Origin of the sequence: Curtobacterium caseinilyticum (genome assembly GCF_030363035.1) — a bacterium.
In the GTDB taxonomy this organism is placed as follows: Bacteria; Actinomycetota; Actinomycetes; order Actinomycetales; family Microbacteriaceae; genus Curtobacterium; species Curtobacterium caseinilyticum.
Genome location: NZ_JAUCMN010000005.1, coordinates 227,035 through 245,712 on the forward strand (window position 1 = coordinate 227,035; position 18,678 = coordinate 245,712).

Consider the following 18,678-nt stretch of genomic DNA (forward strand, 5'->3'; position numbering starts at 1 on the left):
CCCGGCAGCGGTCCGGCCGGCGGTCCGACCGCCCGTGGCGGGCTCCGACGCTCGCTCGGTGCGACGTCCTAGGCTTGGGTCGTGACCGTTCGCCTGTACGACTCCCGCGCCGCAGCCGTCGTCGACCTCGTCCCCCTGGTCGACGGACAGGTCAGCATGTACGTCTGCGGTCCGACGGTGCAGTCGTCGCCGCACATCGGGCACCTCCGCTCCGCGCTCGTCTACGACATCTGGCGTCGCTGGCTGACGTACCGCGGCCACCGGGTCACCCTGGTGCGGAACGTCACCGACATCGACGACAAGGTGCTCGACCTCGCCGCGGGCACCGACGAGCAGTGGTTCGCCCGGGCGTACCGCGTCGAGCGGGAGTTCACGGCCGCGTACGACGCCCTCGGCATCCTCCCGCCGACGTACGAGCCGCGGGCGACCGCGAGCGTGCCGCAGATGCACGAGATCATCGAGCGCCTGATCGAGCGCGGCCACGCCTACGCCGCTGCCGACGGCTCCGGCGACGTCTACTTCGACACGGGCAGCTGGGACGCGTACGGGGCACTGACCCGGCAGCGCCGCGAGGACATGGTCGAGGCCGCCGACGCCGATCCGCGCGGCAAGCGCGACCCGCGCGACTTCGCGCTGTGGAAGGGCGCGAAGCCGGGGGAGCCGTCGACCGCGACCTGGGACTCGCCGTGGGGGCCCGGGCGGCCCGGCTGGCACATCGAGTGCTCGGCGATGTCGCGTCGCTACCTCGGGCCGGCGTTCGACATCCACGGCGGTGGACTCGACCTGCGCTTCCCGCACCACGAGAACGAGCTCGCGCAGTCGACGGCCGCCGGTGACGCCTTCGCCTCGTACTGGTTGCACAACGGTCTGGTGACGGTCGACGGGCAGAAGATGTCGAAGTCGCTCGGCAACTCGATCTTCGCGGCGGACTTCCTCGGTGCCGCGCGACCCGCGGTGGTCCGGTACTTCCTCGGTGCCGCGCACTACCGCTCGTCGATCGACCACCACGAGGGGTCCCTGGCCGAGGCCGAGGCGGCGTACGACCGCATCGCCGGCTTCCTCGACCGGGCCGAGCCGCGGCTCGAGGGGGTCGTGCTCCGTGACGCTCCGGGGGTGCCGGAGGCCTTCGCGACCGCGATGGACGACGACCTCGCGGTACCGCAGGCCCTCGCCGTGCTGCACGAGACCGTCCGTGCCGGGAACGCCGCACTCGACGCCGACGATGCGGAAGCGCTCGGGACCGCGTACCATCAGGTGGCCGCGATGGTCGAGGTCCTCGGCATCGACCCGCGAGCGGCCCACTGGTCCGGTGGTGCGCAGGACGTCTCGGCCGCACCGCTCGCAGCGCTCGTCGACCGCCTCGTGCAGGAGCGCGCCGACGCCCGTGCCGCACGCGACTTCGCCACGGCGGACCGGGTGCGGGACGACCTCGCAGCCGCGGGGATCACCATCGAGGACACCGCAGCAGGAACACGCTGGAGCATCGCCTGACAACGGCCGTGCCGGACAGGAGAGAGCAATGAAGAACGTCTCGGGCAACAAGAAGGGCCGGCCCGGCGCCGTCCGCTCCGGCCGCAAGGGCAACAAGCAGGTCGGCTCCGGCGGACAGGGCGCGCAGGCGCTCGAGGGCCGGAAGCCCACGCCGAAGGCCGAGGACCGTCCGTACCACCCGGCCGGCAAGCGCAAGGCCGCGAAGGAGCGTCTCGACGCCGCGCGTGGTCGCCACGGAGCGTCGAGCTCGCCGCAGCAGCGCACCAGCCGGCCGCCGCAGCGGAAGACCGACGACTCGGAGCTCGTGACCGGGCGCAACTCGGTGCTCGAGGCCCTGCGGACGAAGACGCCGTCGACGACGCTCTACATCGCCGCGCGCATCGAGGTCGACGACCGCGTCAAGGAGATCCTGGCGCTGGCGAACCACCGCGGTGTCCCGATCATGGAGATCATGCGGCCGGAGCTCGACCGCATCACCGGCCACGACAGCGTGCACCAGGGCGTCGCGCTCAAGGTGCCGGCGTACGAGTACGCCGTCGCCGAGGACATCGCCGAGCGCGCGTTCGCCCGCGACCAGGTGCCGCTCATGGTGGCCCTCGACGGCATCACCGACCCGCGGAACCTCGGCGCGATCATCCGCTCGACGGCGGCGTTCGGCGGGCACGGGGTCATCGTGCCGCAGCGCCGGTCGGTCGGCGTGACGGCCTCGGCGTGGAAGACCTCCGCCGGTGCCGCCGCCCGCACGCCCGTCGCGATGGCGCCGAACCTCACGCAGACGCTCAAGTCGCTCAAGTCGATGGGCCTGTTCGTGCTCGGCCTCGCGGGCGACGGCGACGTGCAGCTCGACCAGCTGGAGCTCGCCGACCGCCCGATCGTGATCGTGGTCGGCTCCGAGGGCAAGGGCCTGTCCCGCCTGGTCACCGAGACCTGCGACGCGGTCGTGTCGATCCCGATCTCGAGCGCCACGGAGTCCCTGAACGCGGGCATCGCGGCGAGCGTGACCCTGTGGGAGGTCGCCCGGCGCCGTCGCGCCGAGTAGCGCGACGCGCCGACGCCGCACCAGCGTCTGCCCGGCCGGTCCGGGCCGTCGACGGCACCGCCAGGAGGCCCGGTGCCGGTCCGTGGGACCGGCACCGGGCCTCCAGGGTGTCCGTCGGGTCCCGCGGCTCGCCGCGTGCGTCGTGCTGAGGTTCCACCACTCGCCGCGTGTGTCGTGCCGGGGTTCCACCACTCGCCGCGTCCGTCGTGCCGGGGTTCCACCACTCGCCGCGTGCGTCGTGCCGGGGTTCCACACGCAGCCGTCCCGCGCGCCGAGGGTCCGTGATCTCGGAACCTCGGCGGAACGGAACGGAACGGAGCGGAACGGAAAGGGACGGAGCGGAACGGGCGCGGGCGGGCGCGTGCGTGGGCGCGTGGTCGCGCGTCAGACCGACGCGCGCCAGTCCTCGACGTCCGCCTCGTCGTCCGCCGTGTCGTCGTCGACCACCGGGACGGGTAGCGTCAGCGACGACGTCGGCGGGTTGATGAGCAACCGCTCGTCGCGGCGGTGCCGGAGGACGTCGTTGATGTACGCGGTCGTGGCCTCGGGCAGCGAGACGGACCGCTCCTCTTCCTGCGACATGTACCAGCGGTGCTCGAGCAGCTCGTGGAAGACCTCGGCCGGCTCGAGCCGCCCGCGCAGGTCGCGCGGGATCGAGCGGACGACGGGCTCGAACACCCGCGACACCCACTCGTGCGCCACCATCTCCTCGTCGAGCAGGTCGCGGCCGTTCCTGGCCCGGTAGGCGTCGAGGTCGTTGAGCAGTCGGCGGGCCTGGTTCTCCCCGGCGTCGAGGCCCGTCAGCCGCAGGAGCCGCCGCTGGTGGTGTCCGGCGTCGACGACCTTGGGCTGGATCCGGACCTGCGAGCCGCCCTCGGTGGTGTGGATCGACAGCTCCTCGATGTCGAAGCCGAGCGCATTCAGCCGCTCCACGCGGTCGTTGATCCGCCAGCGCTCCTTGACGTCGAACTGCTCGGTGCCGGTGAGCTCCTTCCAGAGCGTGCGGTACTGCGCGACGATGCGGTTCGACACGTCCACCGGGTCCGCGTTCTCGTCGAGCCGTCCGCCGGCCTCGAGGTCGAGGAGCTCGCCGGCGATGTTCACCCGCGCCACCTCGAGGTCGTTCTCGCGCTGCCCGTTCGACAGGCCGCCGGGGTAGAGCTTGCCGGTCTCGGCGTCGACGAGGTACGCCGCGAACGCGCCCGCGTCCCGCCGGAACAGGGTGTTCGAGAGGGAGACGTCGCCCCAGTAGAAGCCGATGACGTGCAGGCGGACGAGGAGCAGGGCCAGGGCGTCGACCAGACGCGTGGCCGTCTCGGGGCGCAGCGTCTGCGAGTACAGCGCCCGGTAGGGCAGCGAGAAGCGCAGGTGCCGGGTGACGAGCACGGGGTGGAGCGGTTCGCCGTCCTCGTCGACGCGGTTCGTGATGACGGCCACCGGGTCGACGCACGGCACGTCCATGCGCTGCAGCGTGCGGAGCATCTCGTACTCGCTCCGGGCTACCTCCTCGCCCGTCTCCTTGACGGCCGCGACGTACCCGCTCAGGTGGACGAAGCGGACCAGGTGCCGCGAGATGCCCTTCGGCAGGGCGACGATCACGTCGTCGGGCCAGTCCTCGAGCGGCAGGTCCCAGGGCAGGTCGAGCAGTCCGGGGTCGACGGTGGCGGCGGTGATGGCGAGGGAGTCGGGCACGGTTGGCTCCTGGGTGGGCGGCACCGGACGGCAGCCGCGTGGCGGGGTGGCCACGCGCCCGGCGTCCGGTGGGTGGAACAGCGGGAGCCCGCACCCGCCCTGGTGAGGCGGGCGCGGGCTCCCGGGGGAACGGCGCGGACTACGCGCTGACGACGGCCTTGTCGTCGAGGCGCTCGCCCGACTCGGTGTCGAACGCGTGGACGTGGCCCTGCTTCGGCGCGATGACGATCGTGTCGCCGATCGACGGGTGCGAGCGGCCGTCGACGCGGGCGACGATGTCGGCGCGCTGGCCGTTCACGTCGGCGTGGCCGTACAGGTAGCCGTCGGCGCCGAGCTCCTCGACGACGTCGACCGTGACCGGCAGGCCCTCACCCGAGGTCGAGACGATGACGTCCTCGGGGCGGATGCCGACCGTGATCGAGCCGGAGCGGGCGTTCGACAGGGTGTCGCGGTCGAGCGGGTGGTTCAGCGAGCCGAACTTGATGCCGCCCTCGATGACGTCGGCCGGCAGCAGGTTCATGGCCGGCGAGCCGATGAAGCCGGCGACGAACACGTTGTTCGGCTTCTCGTAGAGGTCGCGCGGGGTGCCGACCTGCTGCAGGATGCCGTCCTTGAGCACCGCGATGCGGTCACCCATCGTGAGGGCCTCGGTCTGGTCGTGCGTGACGTAGACCGTGGTGACACCGAGGCGACGCTGCAGCGAGGCGATCTGGGTACGGGTCTGGACGCGGAGCTTGGCGTCGAGGTTCGACAGCGGCTCGTCCATGAGGAACACCTGCGGCTGACGGACGATCGCGCGGCCCATCGCGACGCGCTGACGCTGACCACCCGAGAGCGCCTTCGGCTTGCGGCCGAGGTACTGCTCGAGGTCGAGGAGCTTGGCGGCCTCCTGCACGCGGGTGGCGCGCTCCTCCTTGCCGACGCCGGCGATCTTGAGCGCGAAGCCCATGTTCTCGGCGACGGTCATGTGCGGGTACAGCGCGTAGTTCTGGAAGACCATCGCGATGTCGCGGTCCTTCGGCGGGACGTCGGTGACGTCGCGCTCGCCGATGCGGATGGCGCCGGAGTTGACCTCTTCGAGGCCGGCGAGCATGCGCAGGGACGTGGACTTGCCGCAGCCCGAGGGGCCGACGAGGACGAGGAACTCGCCGTCGGCGATGTCCAGGTCGAGGGAGTCGACCGCGGGGCGGTTGCCTCCGGGGTAGAGACGGGTTGCCTTGTCGTAGGTGACGGACGCCATGAGCGTTCTGTCCTTCCTTCACCGGCAGGTACGTGCCGGACGATCCGTTGTGAAGCGGTTGCCCGTTGGGGCCCCGGATGGTCGCCGTCGACCATCGCTGCTCATACAACACGACTTCCCCCGGCAGCGCCAGTGCTCCCGGCGACCTGGTTGGCTGGTCCCAGGAAGGACCACTACGATCGGCGGGTCCGTCCGGCGTGCGGGGGAAGCCGTGCGGACCTGAGGCAACGACGTGAGGACCATCGACGCATGACCAACCGCCCCGAGGGTGACGCCCGCGCCGCGCGGAACGAACGACGGGAAGCCGCTCGCCAGCGGGCCCAGCGCGCACGGACCCAGCAGAAGCGCCGGCAGCGCGGGACCCGACTGGGCCTGCAGATCGGACTCGGCGCGGTGCTCCTCGCCGCAGCGGCGGTCGTGACGCTGGTGCTCGTCGATTCGGTGCAGCCCGCCGGCCCCGGTCCGTCCACGATGTCGCAGGGCGGGATCACCATCGGACAGGACCTCAAGGCCGTCGACGCCTCCGCGGCCCCGTCGCCGAGTGCGACCGACGCTTCCGACCCGGTGCGGATCACGATGTACGTCGACTACCTCTGCGACACCTGCGCCCAGTTCGAGGCGGCGAACAGCGACTACATCGCGAGCCTGGTCGACTCCGGCGCTGCGACCGTCGACATCCACCCCGTGGCCGTGCTGACGAACCGGTCGCAGGGCACGAAGTACTCGCTCCGGGCCGCGAACGCCGCCGCGTGCGTCGCGGACCGGTCGCCCGACCAGTTCTGGGCCGTCAACCAGGCGCTCTTCGCGCGGCAGCCCGAGACCGGCACCGCGGGGCTCACCGACGCGCAGCTCGAGCGGCTCGTGACGGGCGTCGACGGGGTGCAGGACGCGGCCGGTGTGCGTGACTGCATCCAGGACCAGACGTACGCCAAGTGGGTCGACGAGCGCACGACCGACGTGACCGAGGGCAGGATCCCCGGGTCGTCGCTCGACGCGTTCCCCGGTCCGCCGCTGGTCCTGGTCAACGGCAAGCAGTACGAGCTCACCTCGCCGATCACGAACGACGACTTCCGGACCTTCGTGGTGTCGGCGGCCGGCGCCACCGACTCGACGCCGACCCCGACGGCCACCCCGACGCCGTCGGCCAGCGCCACGCCGTCCGCGACGCCCGCCGCCGGCTGACGCCGCCGCACACGACGGACAGGAGGCTCCCCACCGGACCGGTGGGGAGCCTCCTGTCCGTCGTGCACACCGGATCGTCCGTGGTGCGGCCGGCCCGGCTGCGACGCGTGTCACGCGGCGGCGCGACGGGGCGCGTCCGCGATGTCAGAGCGACGACCCCGGCACGCTGAACGTGTCGCACGAGGTCGCCCCGCGCTCGTAGCCACGGGTGAACCAGGCCTGCCGCTGCGCACTCGACCCGTGCGTGAACGAGTCCGGGTCCACACGGCCGGTCGCACGCTCCTGGATGCTGTCGTCACCCACGGCGCTCGCCGCGGACAGGGCGTCGGTGATCTGTGCTCGGGTGACCGGTTCGAAGAAGGTCTGCCCGTTCGCGTCCTCGGTCGTGGCCGCCGACCCGACCCACGCGCCGGCGTAGCAGTCGGCCTGCAGCTCCACGCGGACGCTGCCCGACGAGGCACCCGTGCCCGAACGGTCGGTGTCGGCGAACGTGCCCTGGAGCTGCTGCACGTGGTGCCCCCACTCGTGCGCGACGACGTACATCTGCGCGAGCGGGCCGCCGGAGGAGCCGTACTGCGACTGCAGGTCGTCGTAGAAGGCGGTGTCGAGGAAGATCGAGCGGTCCGGCGGGCAGTAGAACGGCCCGGTCGCGGCGGACGCCTGCCCGCACCCGGTGTCGGTGGTGCCGTCGAACAGCACGAAGCCGGGCGTCGAGTACGAGATGCCGAGCGACCGGGCCTCGTCGGTCCAGTAGTCGTCGAGCGACTCGGCGGCGCCCTCCATCCGGCACTCGACCCGGAGGTTGGCGTCGCGCCCGGTCCGGCACTCCTCGGCCGGCTGCACGGTCTCGTCCTGCTGCTGGATCTGCGTCGTGCCGTCGCCGACGATCCCGCTCAGGTCGACGCCGGTGAACTGCGCGATGAGGAACACCACGATCGCACCGAGGCCGACGGCGCCACCGCCGACGGCCGCACCGCGCCCGCGGCGCTTCACCTTCCCGCCGGAGAGCTGCGAGTCCTCGTTGAACGTCATGCCGCCGACCGTACCCGGAGCCGGCCCGCGTAGCGTCGGGCTCGTCGGAGCACCCGACACCTGTCGTCCAACCGGAAGGAAGCAGCACCATGGCCACTCCGATCAGTACCGTGATGAGCCCCGCCCGCTACGTCCAGGGCAAGGACGCGATCACCCGGGTCGGGGAGTTCGTCGCCCCGATCGGGAAGCGTCCGCTGCTCGTCGCCGACGACGTGGTGTGGGGCATCGTCGAGGACGCCGTCCGCACGAGCTTCGACGCCGCGGGGCTGCCGGTCGAGCGCGTCGGCTTCGGGCGCTTCGCCACCCCGCAGGCGATCGACGACCTCGTCTCGACGATCCGCGAGACCGATGCCGACGTGGTCGTCGGGCTCGGCGGCGGCTCGGCGATCGACGCTGCGAAGGCCTCCGGCCACCTCGCCGGCATCCGCTGGGCGAGCGTCCCGACCGCCGCGAGCACCGACGCTCCCACCTCGGCCCTCGCGGTCGTGTACTCGGAAGAGGGGGAGTTCATCGAGTACCGCTTCTTCCCGCACAACCCGGACCTCGTGCTCATCGACACGAAGCTCGTCGCGAACGCTCCCGTGCAGTTCCTCGTCGCGGGCATCGGCGACGCCCTCGCGACCTGGGTCGAGGCCCGTGCCGCGAAGCGCGCGAACGCCGACACCATGGCCGGCGGCCTGCAGACGGAGACCGGCGTCGCGCTGGCACGGCTGTCGTGGGACCTCCTGCACGACAACGCGCTGCAGGCCATCGAGTCCGTGAAGGCGAAGGTCGTCACACCCGCGCTCGAGAAGGTCGTCGAGGCGAACACGCTGCTGTCCGGCCTCGGCTTCGAGTCCGGCGGCCTCGCTGCGGCACACGCCATCCACAACGGTCTCACCGCCGCACCGCAGGCGCACGGGCTCGCCCACGGGCAGAAGGTCAACGTGGGCACGGTCGCGCAGCTCGTGCTCGAGGGTGCTCCTGCGCAGGAGGTCGAGGAGTTCGTCGTCTTCACCACGAAGGTCGGGCTGCCGAACACCCTGACCGAGATCGGCCTCACCGTGGACGACCGCGACGTGCTGCGGGCGGTCGCCGAGGCCGCCTGCGTCGAGAGCGAGACGATCCACAACATGCCGTTCCCGGTCACGCCCGAGGCCGTCGTCGACGCCCTCGTCGCGATCGAGGGGATCTCGCGCAGCGTCCGCGCCGCCCACGGGCTGCCGGAGCCGGAACCGTACCGCGCCCACTGAGCGCGGACGGAGGGGGTGCGAGCAGCATGGCGGCATGGCCGACCTCGACGAACAGCACCCCCTCTTCCTCCTCGCGATGGACCAGCGGTCCTCGCTCCTGGAGCACACCTACGGCGACGAGTCCGGTGAGCCCGCGGACGACTCCGACGCCGAGCGCGTCCGCGCCGGCAAGCAGCTCGTCTACCGCGGCGTGCTCTCGGCGCTCGCCGCGGGGGCGTCCCGCGCGCGCACGGGCGTGCTCGTCGACGAGCGCTACGGCGCCGACGTCGCCCGGCTCGTCCGTGAGGCGGGCCTGCAGCTCGCGATGCCGATCGAGCGGTCCGGCCGCGACTGGTTCGAGCTCGAGTACGGCGACGACTGGCTCGCGCACGTCGACTCCTTCGACCCCGACTTCGTCAAGGTGCTGGTCCGCGACAACCCCGCGTTCGACGCGGACGACCGCCGGGCGCAGGCGGAGCGGCTCGCCGAGGTCTCCCGCGTCCTGCACGATGCGGACCGGGCGTTCCTGGTCGAGTTGCTCGTGCCCGGCACCGACGAGCAGCAGGCGTCCGCCGACGACTACGACCGTGACGTCCGCCCGGGGCTCGTCGTCGAGTCGATCGGCTTCCTGCAGGAGCACGGCGTCGAGCCGGACGTGTGGAAGCTCGAGGGCCTCGACCGCACCGAGGACGCCGAGCGCGTCGTCGCCGCCGCCCGTGCCGGTGGACGTGATGCCGTGCAGTGCATCGTGCTCGGCCGCGACGCCCCGCAGGACCAGCTCGACCACTGGCTCCGGACCGCCGCGCCCGTCGACGGCTTCGTCGGGTTCGCCATCGGCCGGAGCAACTGGGAGGACCCCCTCGACGACGTCGTGCAGCAGGGTCTCGACCACGAGGCCGCCGAGCGGACGATCGCCGCGAACTACCGCCACTTCGTCGACACCTGGCTGGAGGCACGCCCCGACGTGGTCGACGGCATCGACGCCGGCGTCGCCTGACCCGTCGGCGCCTGACCCGGCGTCGCCCGACCCGTCGGCGCCTGATGCGTCGGCGTCAGGTGCGGACCAGTGGCTCCACGGCCGCCAGGTCCGCACCGATGCCGACGTCGACGAGCTCGATCCGCCCGGCCAGCGTCGCGCCCGGTCCCCGCAGGAGCCCCGCCTTCACGCCGCCGAACGTGACCGTGACGTCCGCGTGCAGCACGTGCTCGTCGGCCACGGCGCCGGTGTCGACGTCGATGCCGCTCGGCACGTCCACCGCGACGACGAACGGCGCGCGCTGGTCGCGGGCGAGCTCGCGGATCGCGTCGACGACCTGCCGCGCGGGGGAGCGCAGCGGCGTCACACCACCCGCACCGATGCCGAGGATGCCGTCGAGGACGAGGTCTGCCTCGGCCGCTGCCTCGGCGGCGACCGCTGCCAGACGCTCGGCCTCCGGCACCGCGGCGGCCTGCAGGACGTCCGCGGCCCCCGGCCCGTCAGAGCCGGTCCGTGCAGCCCTCGGTCCGTCCAGGAGGCGCGCCCCGGCGTCCAGCGCCGCTGCCAGGCCCGCCTCATGGACACGTGCGCCGACGCGCAGCACCGCCACGCGCCTCCCGGCCGACGCCAGCTGCGCCCCCGCGAACAGGGCGTCACCGCCGTTGTCGCCGCTGCCGACCAGGAGCAGGACGGACCCCGGTCCGTCCTGCGGACGGACCGCCGGGTCGTCGAGCAGGTCGCCGACGATCCGGGCCAGGCCGGTCGCCGCGCGGTGCATGAGGGGTTCCCCCGCCTCGAGGTGCGGCCGTTCCGCCGCCCGGACCTGATCGCCGCTGTACCCGTCCATGCGGACCACACTGCCCCGCTAGCCTGGTGGTGCCATGTCACTCGTCCCCGAAGCGCCCCGCCCCCGAGCCGTGATGTCCCCGGACGGTCTGAAGCTCGCGACGTACGACTTCGGCGACCCGGACGCGCCCGTCGTGGTGGCCGTGCACGGGTTCGCCTCCGGTGCCGTCCTGAACTGGCACGCCTCGGGCTGGACCCGCGACCTGGTCCGCGCCGGGTACCGGGTCGTCGCGCTCGACCAGCGCGGGCACGGGGCGTCGTCGAAGCCGCACGACCCCGACGCCTACTCGATGGACCTGCTCGTCGCGGACGTCACGACCGTGATCGACACCTACCTGCTCGACGACGTCGCGTTCCTCGGGTACTCCCTGGGCGCACGGGTCGGGTGGCACACCGCCGAGCGGATCCCGGACCGGATCTCGCGGGCCGTGCTCGGCGGCATCCCCGACGCCGACCCGATGCGGCGCGTGGCGGTCGACCAGGCGAAGGCGTACATCGCCGACAGCACGCCCGTCGAGGACCGCGTGACGAACGGCTACCTGCAGATGGCTGCGAACGTCGAGGGGAACGACCTGCGCGCACTCGTCGCGATGGTGGAGGGCATGCGGAACAGCGTCGAGCCGACGCCGGAGAACGCGCCGACGCAGCCGATCCTGATGGCGGCGGGCAGCGAGGACGGCATCCGCGACAGCGCGGTGCGGCTGGCCGAGGCGGCGCCGGACGCATCGTTCTTCGAGATCCCGCGGCGCAACCACTTCAACGCACCGACGTCGCGCGACTTCCGGGAGCGGGCGATCGCGTTCCTGGGCGGCGGAACCACGCAGTGACACCGTTCGGCGCCCCGACGTCGCGCGACTTCCGGGAGCGGGCGATCGCGTTCCTGGGCGGCGGGACCACGCAGTGACACCGTTCGGCGCCCCGACGTCGCGCGACTTCCGTGGGGCGGCGATCGCGTTCCTGTCCCGGGGACGCTGAGGGGTACTCCGAGGTCCCCTCGGATCCGGTGCACCGGGCGTAGCGTCCCGCCCATGGACTACAGACTCCTCGGCAACAGCGGGACATCGGTGTCGACGCTGACCCTCGGCACCATGACGTTCGGCAGTGAGGCCGACGAACCCACCTCCCACCAGATCATCGACACGTTCGTCGCCGCCGGTGGCACGCTCATCGACACGGCGGACGTCTACTCCGGCAACGAGTCCGAACGGATCATCGGACGCTGGCTCGCCGCCCACCCGACCGAGGCGCAGCAGGTCGTCATCGCCACGAAGGGGCGCTTCCCGCAGGGCGACGGCCCGAACGACCTCGGCCTGTCCCGCCGACACCTGCGCGTCGCCCTCGACGCCTCGCTCGAGCGGCTCGGCGTCGAGCACATCGACCTCTACCAGATGCACGCGTGGGACGCCCTGACCCCGATCGAGGAGACCCTGCGCTTCCTCGACGACGCCGTGTCCGCCGGCAAGATCGGCACCTACGGCTTCTCGAACTACCTCGGCTACCAGGTCACGAAGGCCGTGTACGAGGCGAAGGCACACGGGTGGGCGCCGCCGGTGACGCTGCAGCCGCAGTACAACCTGCTCGTCCGCGACATCGAGCACGAGGTCGTGCCCGCCTGCCTCGACGCCGGCATCGGTCTGCTGCCCTGGTCGCCCCTGGCCGGTGGCTGGCTGTCCGGCAAGTACCAGCGCGACGAGGCCCCGACCGGTGCGACCCGTCTCGGCGAGGACCCGAAGCGCGGGATGGAGGCGTGGGAGGCCCGGAACGGTGACGAGCGCACGTGGAAGGTGCTCGACGCGGTGTCCGCCGTCGCCGACGCGCACGGTGCCTCGAAGTCGCAGGTCGCCCTGGCGTGGCTGCTCGCTCGCCCCGCGGTCACGAGCGTCATCCTCGGGGCCCGGACGGTGTCGCAGCTCGAGGACAACCTCGGTGCGGCCGACCTCGTCCTGACCGACGACGAGCTCCAGGCGCTCACCGACGCCAGCGCCCCGCGCATCGACGACTACCCGTACGGCACGGCGGGAGTCGCGCAGCGCGAGCGTCGCATCACCGGCGGTCGCTGACCCCTCGCGCGCGGCAACGACCCGCGCTCCGCCGGGACGGCCGTCGGGCAGCCGCACGGCGGCCGTCCAGCGCAGACGCAGACGAGGCAGCCGGATCCTGCACATCCGTGCGGGAACCCGCGGAAGCTGCTCGGAGCGTGGACACGTCACCGGGAACGGTGTCACCATCGACGTACGACCGGCTGGTTACCGCGTCGAGCGCCCGGAACGCCCCCTGATCCGCGTTCCACGCGCCGAAGGGCCCGGACGGATCCCCGTCCGGGCCCTTCGTCATCCAGCTGTCGCAGCTGTCGGCTCCACCCCGGGCTCCACGAGGTGCTCCGATCCAGGGCCGGCAGCGGGACTCGAACCCGCAACCCCCGTATTACAAGTACGGTGCGCTACCAATTGCGCCATGCCGGCTGACGCGCCCATCCTAGCGGCGAGCGCGTCAGGGCCTCACTCGCTCTGCTCGGAGAAGTTCAGCGACAGCGAGTTCATGCAGTAGCGGTCACCGGTCGGGGTGCCGAAGCCGTCGGGGAACACGTGACCGAGGTGCGAGCCGCAGTTGGCGCAACGGACCTCGGTGCGGACCATGCCGAGCGACTTGTCCTCGATGAGCTGGACCGCCTCGGGCCGCACCGACTCGTAGAACGACGGCCAGCCGCAGCCGGAGTCGAACTTCGTGCCGCTCTGGAACAGCTCCGCGCCGCACGCCGCACACGTGTAGATGCCGGCGCGCTCCTCGTCGAGCAGCTCACCCGTCCACGGCCGCTCGGTCCCGGCCTGCCGGAGCACGGCGTACTGGTCCGGGGAGAGCTCCTCGCGCCACTGGGCGTCCGACTTGTCGACGTTGTACGCCATTGCTTCCTCCTGCTTCCGGTCGGGACTCGATGGTGATGCCCGACCCCTTCACTAAACTCGCCACGATGTCCGAGCATTCCGTGCGCCACGCCCGCTGGACCCGCCTGACGACGGACGAACTGTACGGCATCGTGCGGTTGCGGAACCGGGTCTTCGCGCTCGAGCAACGCGTCACCGCCGAGGACTACGACGGCCGTGACCGCGAGCCCGAGACGGAGCACTGGTGGTTCGGAGCGGACGACGATCCGGTCGGGTACCTCCGCCTCGTCCGACCGGCCCCGGACGAGGCCCACCCGCCCGGTGCCGAGCCGCCGGCCTGGGCGATCGGCCGGGTCGCCACCCACCCGGACCACCGCGGGCAGGGGATCGCCGGACGGCTGGTCGCAGCGGTGCTCGACGCGCACGGCCACGAGCCGTTCGTCCTGCACGCCCAGGAGTACGTCGCGAGACTGTACGAGCGACACGGCTTCGTCCGCTTCGGCGAGCCCTACGACGAGGCCGGCATCCGCCACGTCGGCATGCACCGCCCGTGACCGGCACGCGGGAGCGCTACGCCGCCTACGCGGACCGCATCGCCGCGGTCTCGCCCTCGTACGCCGCGTGGGCCCGGTCCGTCGACGAAGACCTGGTCGCGCTGCTCGCCGAGGTCCCCGAGCAGCAGCGGCAGCCGGAGCTCGTCTTCGCGGTCGCCCGCCGGTTGGGCGCGGACCCGACGGACCCCGGTGCGCTGCGCGCGCTCGGCCGGGAGGCCCGCCCCGCCCTCACGGCGGCCCTCGCCTCCGCCACGGTGCAGGCCAACGACCCGCGGCGGCTCGGTCCGGTCGTCCCGCTCTTCGCCGCCCTCACCGCGGCCGCGGTGCGGGCCGGTGACCCGCGGCCGCTCGGCCTCGTCGACGCGGGTGCCGCCGCCGGCCTGTGCTCGATCCCGGACCGGGTGACGCTCGACCACGTGCCCGCGGTCCCGGCCGGTGCCGATCGCACCCCGGCGGCGGCGTCGCACCTCGGCGCACCGGGGCGCGACGAGCGCGACGGGCTGCGAGCCGGGCGGGTCCGACTGCACACGGCCGTCGCCGAGCCCGCCCTGCACCTGACGGTCGAGGGCAGCGGCACCGTCCCCGCACCCGCCACGACACCGATCCGCATCGGGGCGCGCATCGCCCTCGACCCGGAGCCGATCGACCTCGCCGAACCGCACGCGTTCGACCGGCTCGTCGAGGCGGTCCCGCCCGAGGCGACGGACCGCACCGCCCTGATGCGCCAGGCGGCGCGCGCGACGCTCGCCGTGCCTCCCGTCAGGATCCGCGGGCGCCTGCCCGGTGACCTCGACCGCGCACTGGACGCCCTGCCGGACGGCGTCCGACCCGTCGTCCTGACCACCGGGACCCTCGTCTACCTGCCCGGCGCCGACCGACAGCGCGTCGTCGACCGCCTCCGCGAGCGCGGCGTGCACTGGATCGCGCTCGAGCGCACGGGGATCCTCCGCGAGGTGGCGTCGACGCTGCCCGCGGACGTCGACCCCGCGGACCCGGACGCCTTCGCCACCGTCTCGCTCGACGGCGTCGCGCTCGCGGTGTGCGACCCGTTCGGCGTCCGCGTGCGGTGGTTCCGGCGGCCGGCAGCCTGAACCGGGCTTCGCGACAGTCCAGGCGCGTGCCAGGGTCCGGCTGCCGACCACCCCTACGATGTGCGAGACCCTGCCCCGACCCCGACCGGACGTGCCGTGACCGCCCTCCCCGCCGACGAGCTCAGTGAGCTCGACAAGCGCGTGCTCGCGTTCGAGCACGACCGGGGGCAGCACGACCGCACGAAGGAGGCGGAGATCCGGGTCGAGTTCGACATGTCGCCGGCGCGCTACTACCAGGTGCTCAACCGCGTGATCGACCTGCCCGCCGCGCTCGTCCTCGACCCGCAGCTGGTCGGACGGCTGCAGCGGCTCAGGCACGCCCGCACCCGAGCCCGGGCGACGCGTGCCTTCGTCGCGCCAGCGGCAGCGCCCGATCCCCGTGAAGAGGAACGATGACCGAGAGATTCCCGCGAGACCGGTTCGACGACGTCACCGACGGCCCCCGGGTCGGTGCACACCGCGGTGCCCGCCGCCGCGGTCGCGGGTGGATCGCGTTCGCGTGGGCCGCCCTCGCGACCGGTGTGCTCGTGCTCGTCGGCGTCCTCGTGCTCGCGCTCCTCAACGGCAGCTACTCGTTCCCGGGGTCCACCGCGGCACCGTCGTCCTCGTCGAGCGCGTCGGCGTCCGCGTCCGCGCAGCCCTCGGGGCAGCCGTCCGCGTCGTCGTCGCCGTCCGCCTCCCAGCCCGCGGGCGCCGCGGCTCCCGCAGCGCAGGGCGCGACGAGCGTCGTCGTGCTGAACGGCACGACCACGTCGGGGCTGGCGGCCCGGGCCAGCACTGCGCTCACGACCGCGGGGTGGAAGGTGACCTCCACGGGCGACGCCGGCACGACGGGCACGACCGCCTCGGTCGTCTACTACCAGCAGCCCGCGCAGCAGGCCGTGGCGCAGGGTGTCGCGAACGCGCTCGGCATCACCGCGGTGCAGCAGTCGGCGGCCTTCCCGAACGCCGACGTCAGCGTCGTCCTCGGCGCGGACTACGGCCGCTGAGGCAGATCGCACGCCCAGTTTTGTGACAGGGGTGTTTCCGGCACGTTGATTTCTGACGGAATCGACGTGAAAGAGCGTCACACCTCTTGCCCTGTCGCTCCCGGTCGGCAAGAGTCGTCGCCAGACGACGACAGCGTCGTTCGCAACAGCACCAGGGAGCAAGAGATCATGGCCAACGGAACCGTGAAGTGGTTCAACGCCGAGAAGGGCTTCGGCTTCATCACCGTGGATGGAGGGGGCCAGGACGTGTTCGTGCACTACTCGGCGATCGACATGTCGGGCTACAAGGTCCTCGAGGAGGGCCAGGCGGTCACGTTCGACGTCGGGACCGGGTCGAAGGGGCCCCAGGCCGAGTCGGTCCGCCCGGCCTGAGCCGGAACCACCGCGAGCGCGCCGTCCCGTCAGGGGCGGCGCGTTCGTCGTGTCGGGCGGACGTCGGACACCGGGCGCGCCGTGCCGGGGCCGCCACCGACCCGGTGTGGAGCGTGCGGGCACCGCAGCGTGCGCAGGGAAGTCGAGCCGCGCCTCCCGGCTGTGTTGCACTCACACCCGGCGAGTGCCAGAATCGGCGTTGGCACTCGCTCACGCTGAGTGCCAGCACGACCCCCATGCACGACGTCCGGGAGGGACGAGAAACTCACATGGCTAAGATCATTGCTTTCGACGAGGAGGCCCGTCGTGGCCTCGAGCGCGGCCTGAACATCCTGGCCGACGCCGTGAAGGTGACGCTCGGCCCGCGCGGCCGCAACGTCGTCCTCGAGAAGAAGTGGGGCGCCCCCACGATCACGAACGACGGTGTCTCCATCGCCAAGGAGATCGAGCTCGACGACCCGTACGAGAAGATCGGCGCGGAGCTCGTCAAGGAGGTCGCCAAGAAGACCGACGACGTCGCCGGTGACGGTACGACCACCGCGACCGTGCTCGCCCAGGCGCTCGTCCGCGAGGGCCTCCGCAACGTCGCCGCCGGTGCCGACCCCGTGTCGCTCAAGCGCGGCATCGAGAAGGCCGTCGCCGCCGTCTCCGACCAGCTCCTCGCCAACGCGAAGGACATCGAGACCAAGGACCAGATCGCCGCGACCGCATCGATCTCGGCCGCTGACTCCACGATCGGCGAGCTCATCGCCGAGGCGATCGACAAGGTCGGCAAGGAGGGCGTCGTCACCGTCGAGGAGTCGAACACCTTCGGCACCGAGCTCGAGCTGACCGAGGGCATGCGCTTCGACAAGGGTTACCTGTCGCAGTACTTCGTCACGGACCCGGAGCGCCAGGAGGCCGTCTTCGAGGACCCGTACATCCTCATCGTCAACTCGAAGATCTCCAACATCAAGGACCTCCTGCCGGTCGTCGACAAGGTGATCCAGGCGGGCAAGCAGCTCCTCATCATCGCCGAGGACGTCGACGGCGAAGCCCTCGCGACCCTCGTCGTGAACAAGATCCGTGGCATCTTCAAGTCCGTCGCCGTGAAGGCCCCCGGCTTCGGTGACCGCCGCAAGGCCATGCTGCAGGACATCGCGATCCTCACCGGCGGCCAGGTCATCTCGGAAGAGGTCGGCCTCAAGCTCGAGAACGCGACCCTCGACCTGCTGGGCAAGGCCCGCAAGGTGATCATCACCAAGGACGAGACCACGATCATCGAGGGCGCCGGCGACGACGAGCAGATCGCGGGCCGCGTCCGTCAGATCCGCTCCGAGATCGAGGCGACCGACTCCGACTACGACCGCGAGAAGCTCCAGGAGCGCCTCGCCAAGCTCGCCGGTGGCGTCGCCGTCATCAAGGCCGGTGCCGCGACCGAGGTCGAGCTCAAGGAGCGCAAGCACCGCATCGAGGACGCCGTCCGCAACGCGAAGGCCGCCGTCGAGGAGGGCATCGTCGCCGGTGGTGGCGTCGCGCTCATCCAGGCGTCCGTCGCGCTCGACACCCTCTCGCTCGAGGGCGACGAGGCGACCGGTGCGAACATCGTCCGCGTCGCGATCGACGCGCCGCTCAAGCAGATCGCGCTGAACGCCGGTCTCGAGCCGGGCGTCGTCGCCGCGAAGGTCCGCGAGCTCGAGTCGGGTCACGGCCTCAACGCCGCGACCGGTGAGTACGTCGACCTGGTCGCCGCGGGCATCATCGACCCGGCCAAGGTCACGCGCTCGGCGCTGCAGAACGCCGCGTCGATCGCCGGTCTGTTCCTGACCACCGAGGCCGTCGTCGCCGACAAGCCGGAGAAGACCCCGGCCATGCCGGCCGGCGACCCCACGGGTGGCATGGACTTCTAGTCCCGGCTGCCGGAAGGGCCCCGCACGCAGCGCGTGCGGGGCCCTTCCGCGTGCGGGGGTGCTTGCGTGTCGCCGTCGGTGGCCCGAGGTTTCAAAATTGCGGCATCTCGCGGCGTGCTCCCTGCAGGCGTGGGACCTCGGCGCGCAACACGCGGCGAGTCCTGGAACCTCACCGATCGGCGCTCGCGGGTG

At 72.3% G+C, this 18,678-nt stretch carries 18 protein-coding genes and 1 tRNA gene; 13 read left to right on the top strand and 6 right to left on the bottom strand.

The window, feature by feature from the left end:
- The first annotated feature begins 81 nt into the window (after positions 1 to 81).
- The gene (gene cysS / locus QUG93_RS09395; protein ID WP_289473639.1) at positions 82 to 1,491 is read left to right on the top strand and encodes a cysteine--tRNA ligase; all 1,410 of its coding nucleotides are present in this window, start codon (positions 82 to 84) and stop codon (positions 1,489 to 1,491) included.
- A 28-nt stretch (positions 1,492 to 1,519) separates the two neighbouring features.
- The gene (gene rlmB / locus QUG93_RS09400) at positions 1,520 to 2,530 is read left to right on the top strand and encodes a 23S rRNA (guanosine(2251)-2'-O)-methyltransferase RlmB (RefSeq protein ID WP_289473640.1); all 1,011 of its coding nucleotides are present in this window, start codon (positions 1,520 to 1,522) and stop codon (positions 2,528 to 2,530) included.
- 384 nt (positions 2,531 to 2,914) lie between these two features.
- Here rlmB and QUG93_RS09405 read toward each other — a convergent pair whose 3' ends face one another.
- Positions 2,915 to 4,222 carry a DUF4032 domain-containing protein gene (locus tag QUG93_RS09405; RefSeq protein WP_289473641.1) on the bottom strand — a complete coding sequence of 436 codons (1,308 nt, stop codon included), beginning with the start codon at positions 4,220 to 4,222 and terminating at the stop codon, positions 2,915 to 2,917.
- 139 nt (positions 4,223 to 4,361) lie between these two features.
- Positions 4,362 to 5,462 carry an ABC transporter ATP-binding protein gene (locus QUG93_RS09410; RefSeq protein ID WP_289473642.1) on the bottom strand — a complete coding sequence of 367 codons (1,101 nt, stop codon included), beginning with the start codon at positions 5,460 to 5,462 and terminating at the stop codon, positions 4,362 to 4,364.
- Between the two features lie 249 nt (positions 5,463 to 5,711).
- Here QUG93_RS09410 and QUG93_RS09415 point away from each other — a divergent pair, with 249 nt between their 5' ends.
- A complete protein-coding gene (locus QUG93_RS09415; protein ID WP_289473643.1) occupies positions 5,712 to 6,644 on the top strand; it encodes a DsbA family protein in 933 nt (310 codons plus the stop codon).
- Between the two features lie 144 nt (positions 6,645 to 6,788).
- Here QUG93_RS09415 and ypfJ read toward each other — a convergent pair whose 3' ends face one another.
- Positions 6,789 to 7,676 (bottom strand): KPN_02809 family neutral zinc metallopeptidase, encoded by an 888-nt coding sequence (gene ypfJ, locus QUG93_RS09420; protein ID WP_289473644.1) that lies wholly within the window; start codon positions 7,674 to 7,676, stop codon positions 6,789 to 6,791.
- 89 nt (positions 7,677 to 7,765) lie between these two features.
- Here ypfJ and QUG93_RS09425 point away from each other — a divergent pair, with 89 nt between their 5' ends.
- On the top strand, positions 7,766 to 8,908 hold the full coding sequence (locus QUG93_RS09425) for a glycerol dehydrogenase (protein ID WP_289473645.1): 1,143 nt from the start codon (positions 7,766 to 7,768) through the stop codon (positions 8,906 to 8,908).
- 34 nt (positions 8,909 to 8,942) lie between these two features.
- Positions 8,943 to 9,884, top strand: a complete 942-nt coding sequence (locus QUG93_RS09430) for a 2-deoxy-5-keto-D-gluconate 6-phosphate aldolase domain-containing protein (RefSeq protein ID WP_289473646.1) — start codon at positions 8,943 to 8,945, stop codon at positions 9,882 to 9,884.
- A gap of 55 nt (positions 9,885 to 9,939) precedes the next feature.
- On the opposite strand, the gene QUG93_RS09435 is transcribed toward QUG93_RS09430, so the two are convergent.
- On the bottom strand, positions 9,940 to 10,710 hold the full coding sequence (locus QUG93_RS09435) for an NAD(P)H-hydrate epimerase (protein WP_289473647.1): 771 nt from the start codon (positions 10,708 to 10,710) through the stop codon (positions 9,940 to 9,942).
- Positions 10,711 to 10,744: 34 nt separating this feature from the next.
- Between QUG93_RS09435 and QUG93_RS09440 the strand changes: the two genes are divergently transcribed.
- Positions 10,745 to 11,536, top strand: a complete 792-nt coding sequence (locus QUG93_RS09440) for an alpha/beta fold hydrolase (protein WP_289473648.1) — start codon at positions 10,745 to 10,747, stop codon at positions 11,534 to 11,536.
- A gap of 201 nt (positions 11,537 to 11,737) precedes the next feature.
- Positions 11,738 to 12,769, top strand: coding sequence for an aldo/keto reductase (locus QUG93_RS09445; RefSeq protein WP_289473649.1), 1,032 nt, complete (start codon positions 11,738 to 11,740; stop codon positions 12,767 to 12,769).
- A 329-nt stretch (positions 12,770 to 13,098) separates the two neighbouring features.
- Here the strand turns inward: QUG93_RS09445 and QUG93_RS09450 are convergent.
- Both QUG93_RS09450 and msrB read right to left on the bottom strand, forming a co-directional pair.
- A tRNA-Thr gene (locus tag QUG93_RS09450) sits at positions 13,099 to 13,171 on the bottom strand.
- Between the two features lie 36 nt (positions 13,172 to 13,207).
- Positions 13,208 to 13,612 carry a peptide-methionine (R)-S-oxide reductase MsrB gene (gene msrB / locus QUG93_RS09455; protein ID WP_111228282.1) on the bottom strand — a complete coding sequence of 135 codons (405 nt, stop codon included), beginning with the start codon at positions 13,610 to 13,612 and terminating at the stop codon, positions 13,208 to 13,210.
- A gap of 65 nt (positions 13,613 to 13,677) precedes the next feature.
- On the opposite strand from msrB, the gene QUG93_RS09460 reads away from it, so the two are divergent.
- The 6 genes from QUG93_RS09460 to groL all read left to right on the top strand — a co-directional run bounded on the left by QUG93_RS09460 (position 13,678) and on the right by groL (position 18,486).
- On the top strand, positions 13,678 to 14,145 hold the full coding sequence (locus tag QUG93_RS09460) for a GNAT family N-acetyltransferase (RefSeq protein ID WP_289473650.1): 468 nt from the start codon (positions 13,678 to 13,680) through the stop codon (positions 14,143 to 14,145).
- Positions 14,142 to 15,236: a DUF2332 family protein gene (locus QUG93_RS09465; RefSeq protein ID WP_289473651.1), complete on the top strand. Its 1,095-nt coding sequence runs from the start codon at positions 14,142 to 14,144 to the stop codon at positions 15,234 to 15,236. The genes QUG93_RS09460 and QUG93_RS09465 overlap by 4 nt, the downstream gene beginning before the upstream one ends.
- Before the next feature lie 96 nt (positions 15,237 to 15,332).
- Entirely contained in the window at positions 15,333 to 15,632 is a 300-nt protein-coding gene (locus QUG93_RS09470) for a DUF3263 domain-containing protein (RefSeq protein ID WP_289473652.1), read from the top strand.
- Positions 15,629 to 16,225, top strand: coding sequence for a LytR C-terminal domain-containing protein (locus QUG93_RS09475; protein ID WP_289473653.1), 597 nt, complete (start codon positions 15,629 to 15,631; stop codon positions 16,223 to 16,225). Before QUG93_RS09470 ends, QUG93_RS09475 begins: the two co-directional genes overlap by 4 nt.
- A gap of 168 nt (positions 16,226 to 16,393) precedes the next feature.
- Complete coding sequence (locus QUG93_RS09480; protein ID WP_022903461.1) at positions 16,394 to 16,597, top strand: cold-shock protein; 204 nt, start codon at positions 16,394 to 16,396, stop codon at positions 16,595 to 16,597.
- 269 nt (positions 16,598 to 16,866) lie between these two features.
- Positions 16,867 to 18,486 carry a chaperonin GroEL gene (gene groL / locus QUG93_RS09485; protein ID WP_289473654.1) on the top strand — a complete coding sequence of 540 codons (1,620 nt, stop codon included), beginning with the start codon at positions 16,867 to 16,869 and terminating at the stop codon, positions 18,484 to 18,486.
- The last annotated feature ends 192 nt before the right edge of the window (positions 18,487 to 18,678 follow it).

Coding starts and splice junctions, on each gene's coding strand:
- QUG93_RS09460 (WP_289473650.1), top strand. CDS start 13,678: ATGTCCGAGCATTCCGTGCGCCACGCCCGCTGGACCCGCCTGACGACG.
- QUG93_RS09410 (WP_289473642.1), bottom strand. CDS start 5,462: ATGGCGTCCGTCACCTACGACAAGGCAACCCGTCTCTACCCCGGAGGC.
- QUG93_RS09430 (WP_289473646.1), top strand. CDS start 8,943: ATGGCCGACCTCGACGAACAGCACCCCCTCTTCCTCCTCGCGATGGAC.
- QUG93_RS09425 (WP_289473645.1), top strand. CDS start 7,766: ATGGCCACTCCGATCAGTACCGTGATGAGCCCCGCCCGCTACGTCCAG.
- QUG93_RS09445 (WP_289473649.1), top strand. CDS start 11,738: ATGGACTACAGACTCCTCGGCAACAGCGGGACATCGGTGTCGACGCTG.
- groL (WP_289473654.1), top strand. CDS start 16,867: ATGGCTAAGATCATTGCTTTCGACGAGGAGGCCCGTCGTGGCCTCGAG.
- QUG93_RS09475 (WP_289473653.1), top strand. CDS start 15,629: ATGACCGAGAGATTCCCGCGAGACCGGTTCGACGACGTCACCGACGGC.
- msrB (WP_111228282.1), bottom strand. CDS start 13,612: ATGGCGTACAACGTCGACAAGTCGGACGCCCAGTGGCGCGAGGAGCTC.
- QUG93_RS09415 (WP_289473643.1), top strand. CDS start 5,712: ATGACCAACCGCCCCGAGGGTGACGCCCGCGCCGCGCGGAACGAACGA.
- QUG93_RS09435 (WP_289473647.1), bottom strand. CDS start 10,710: ATGGACGGGTACAGCGGCGATCAGGTCCGGGCGGCGGAACGGCCGCAC.
- QUG93_RS09480 (WP_022903461.1), top strand. CDS start 16,394: ATGGCCAACGGAACCGTGAAGTGGTTCAACGCCGAGAAGGGCTTCGGC.
- ypfJ (WP_289473644.1), bottom strand. CDS start 7,676: ATGACGTTCAACGAGGACTCGCAGCTCTCCGGCGGGAAGGTGAAGCGC.
- rlmB (WP_289473640.1), top strand. CDS start 1,520: ATGAAGAACGTCTCGGGCAACAAGAAGGGCCGGCCCGGCGCCGTCCGC.
- QUG93_RS09440 (WP_289473648.1), top strand. CDS start 10,745: ATGTCACTCGTCCCCGAAGCGCCCCGCCCCCGAGCCGTGATGTCCCCG.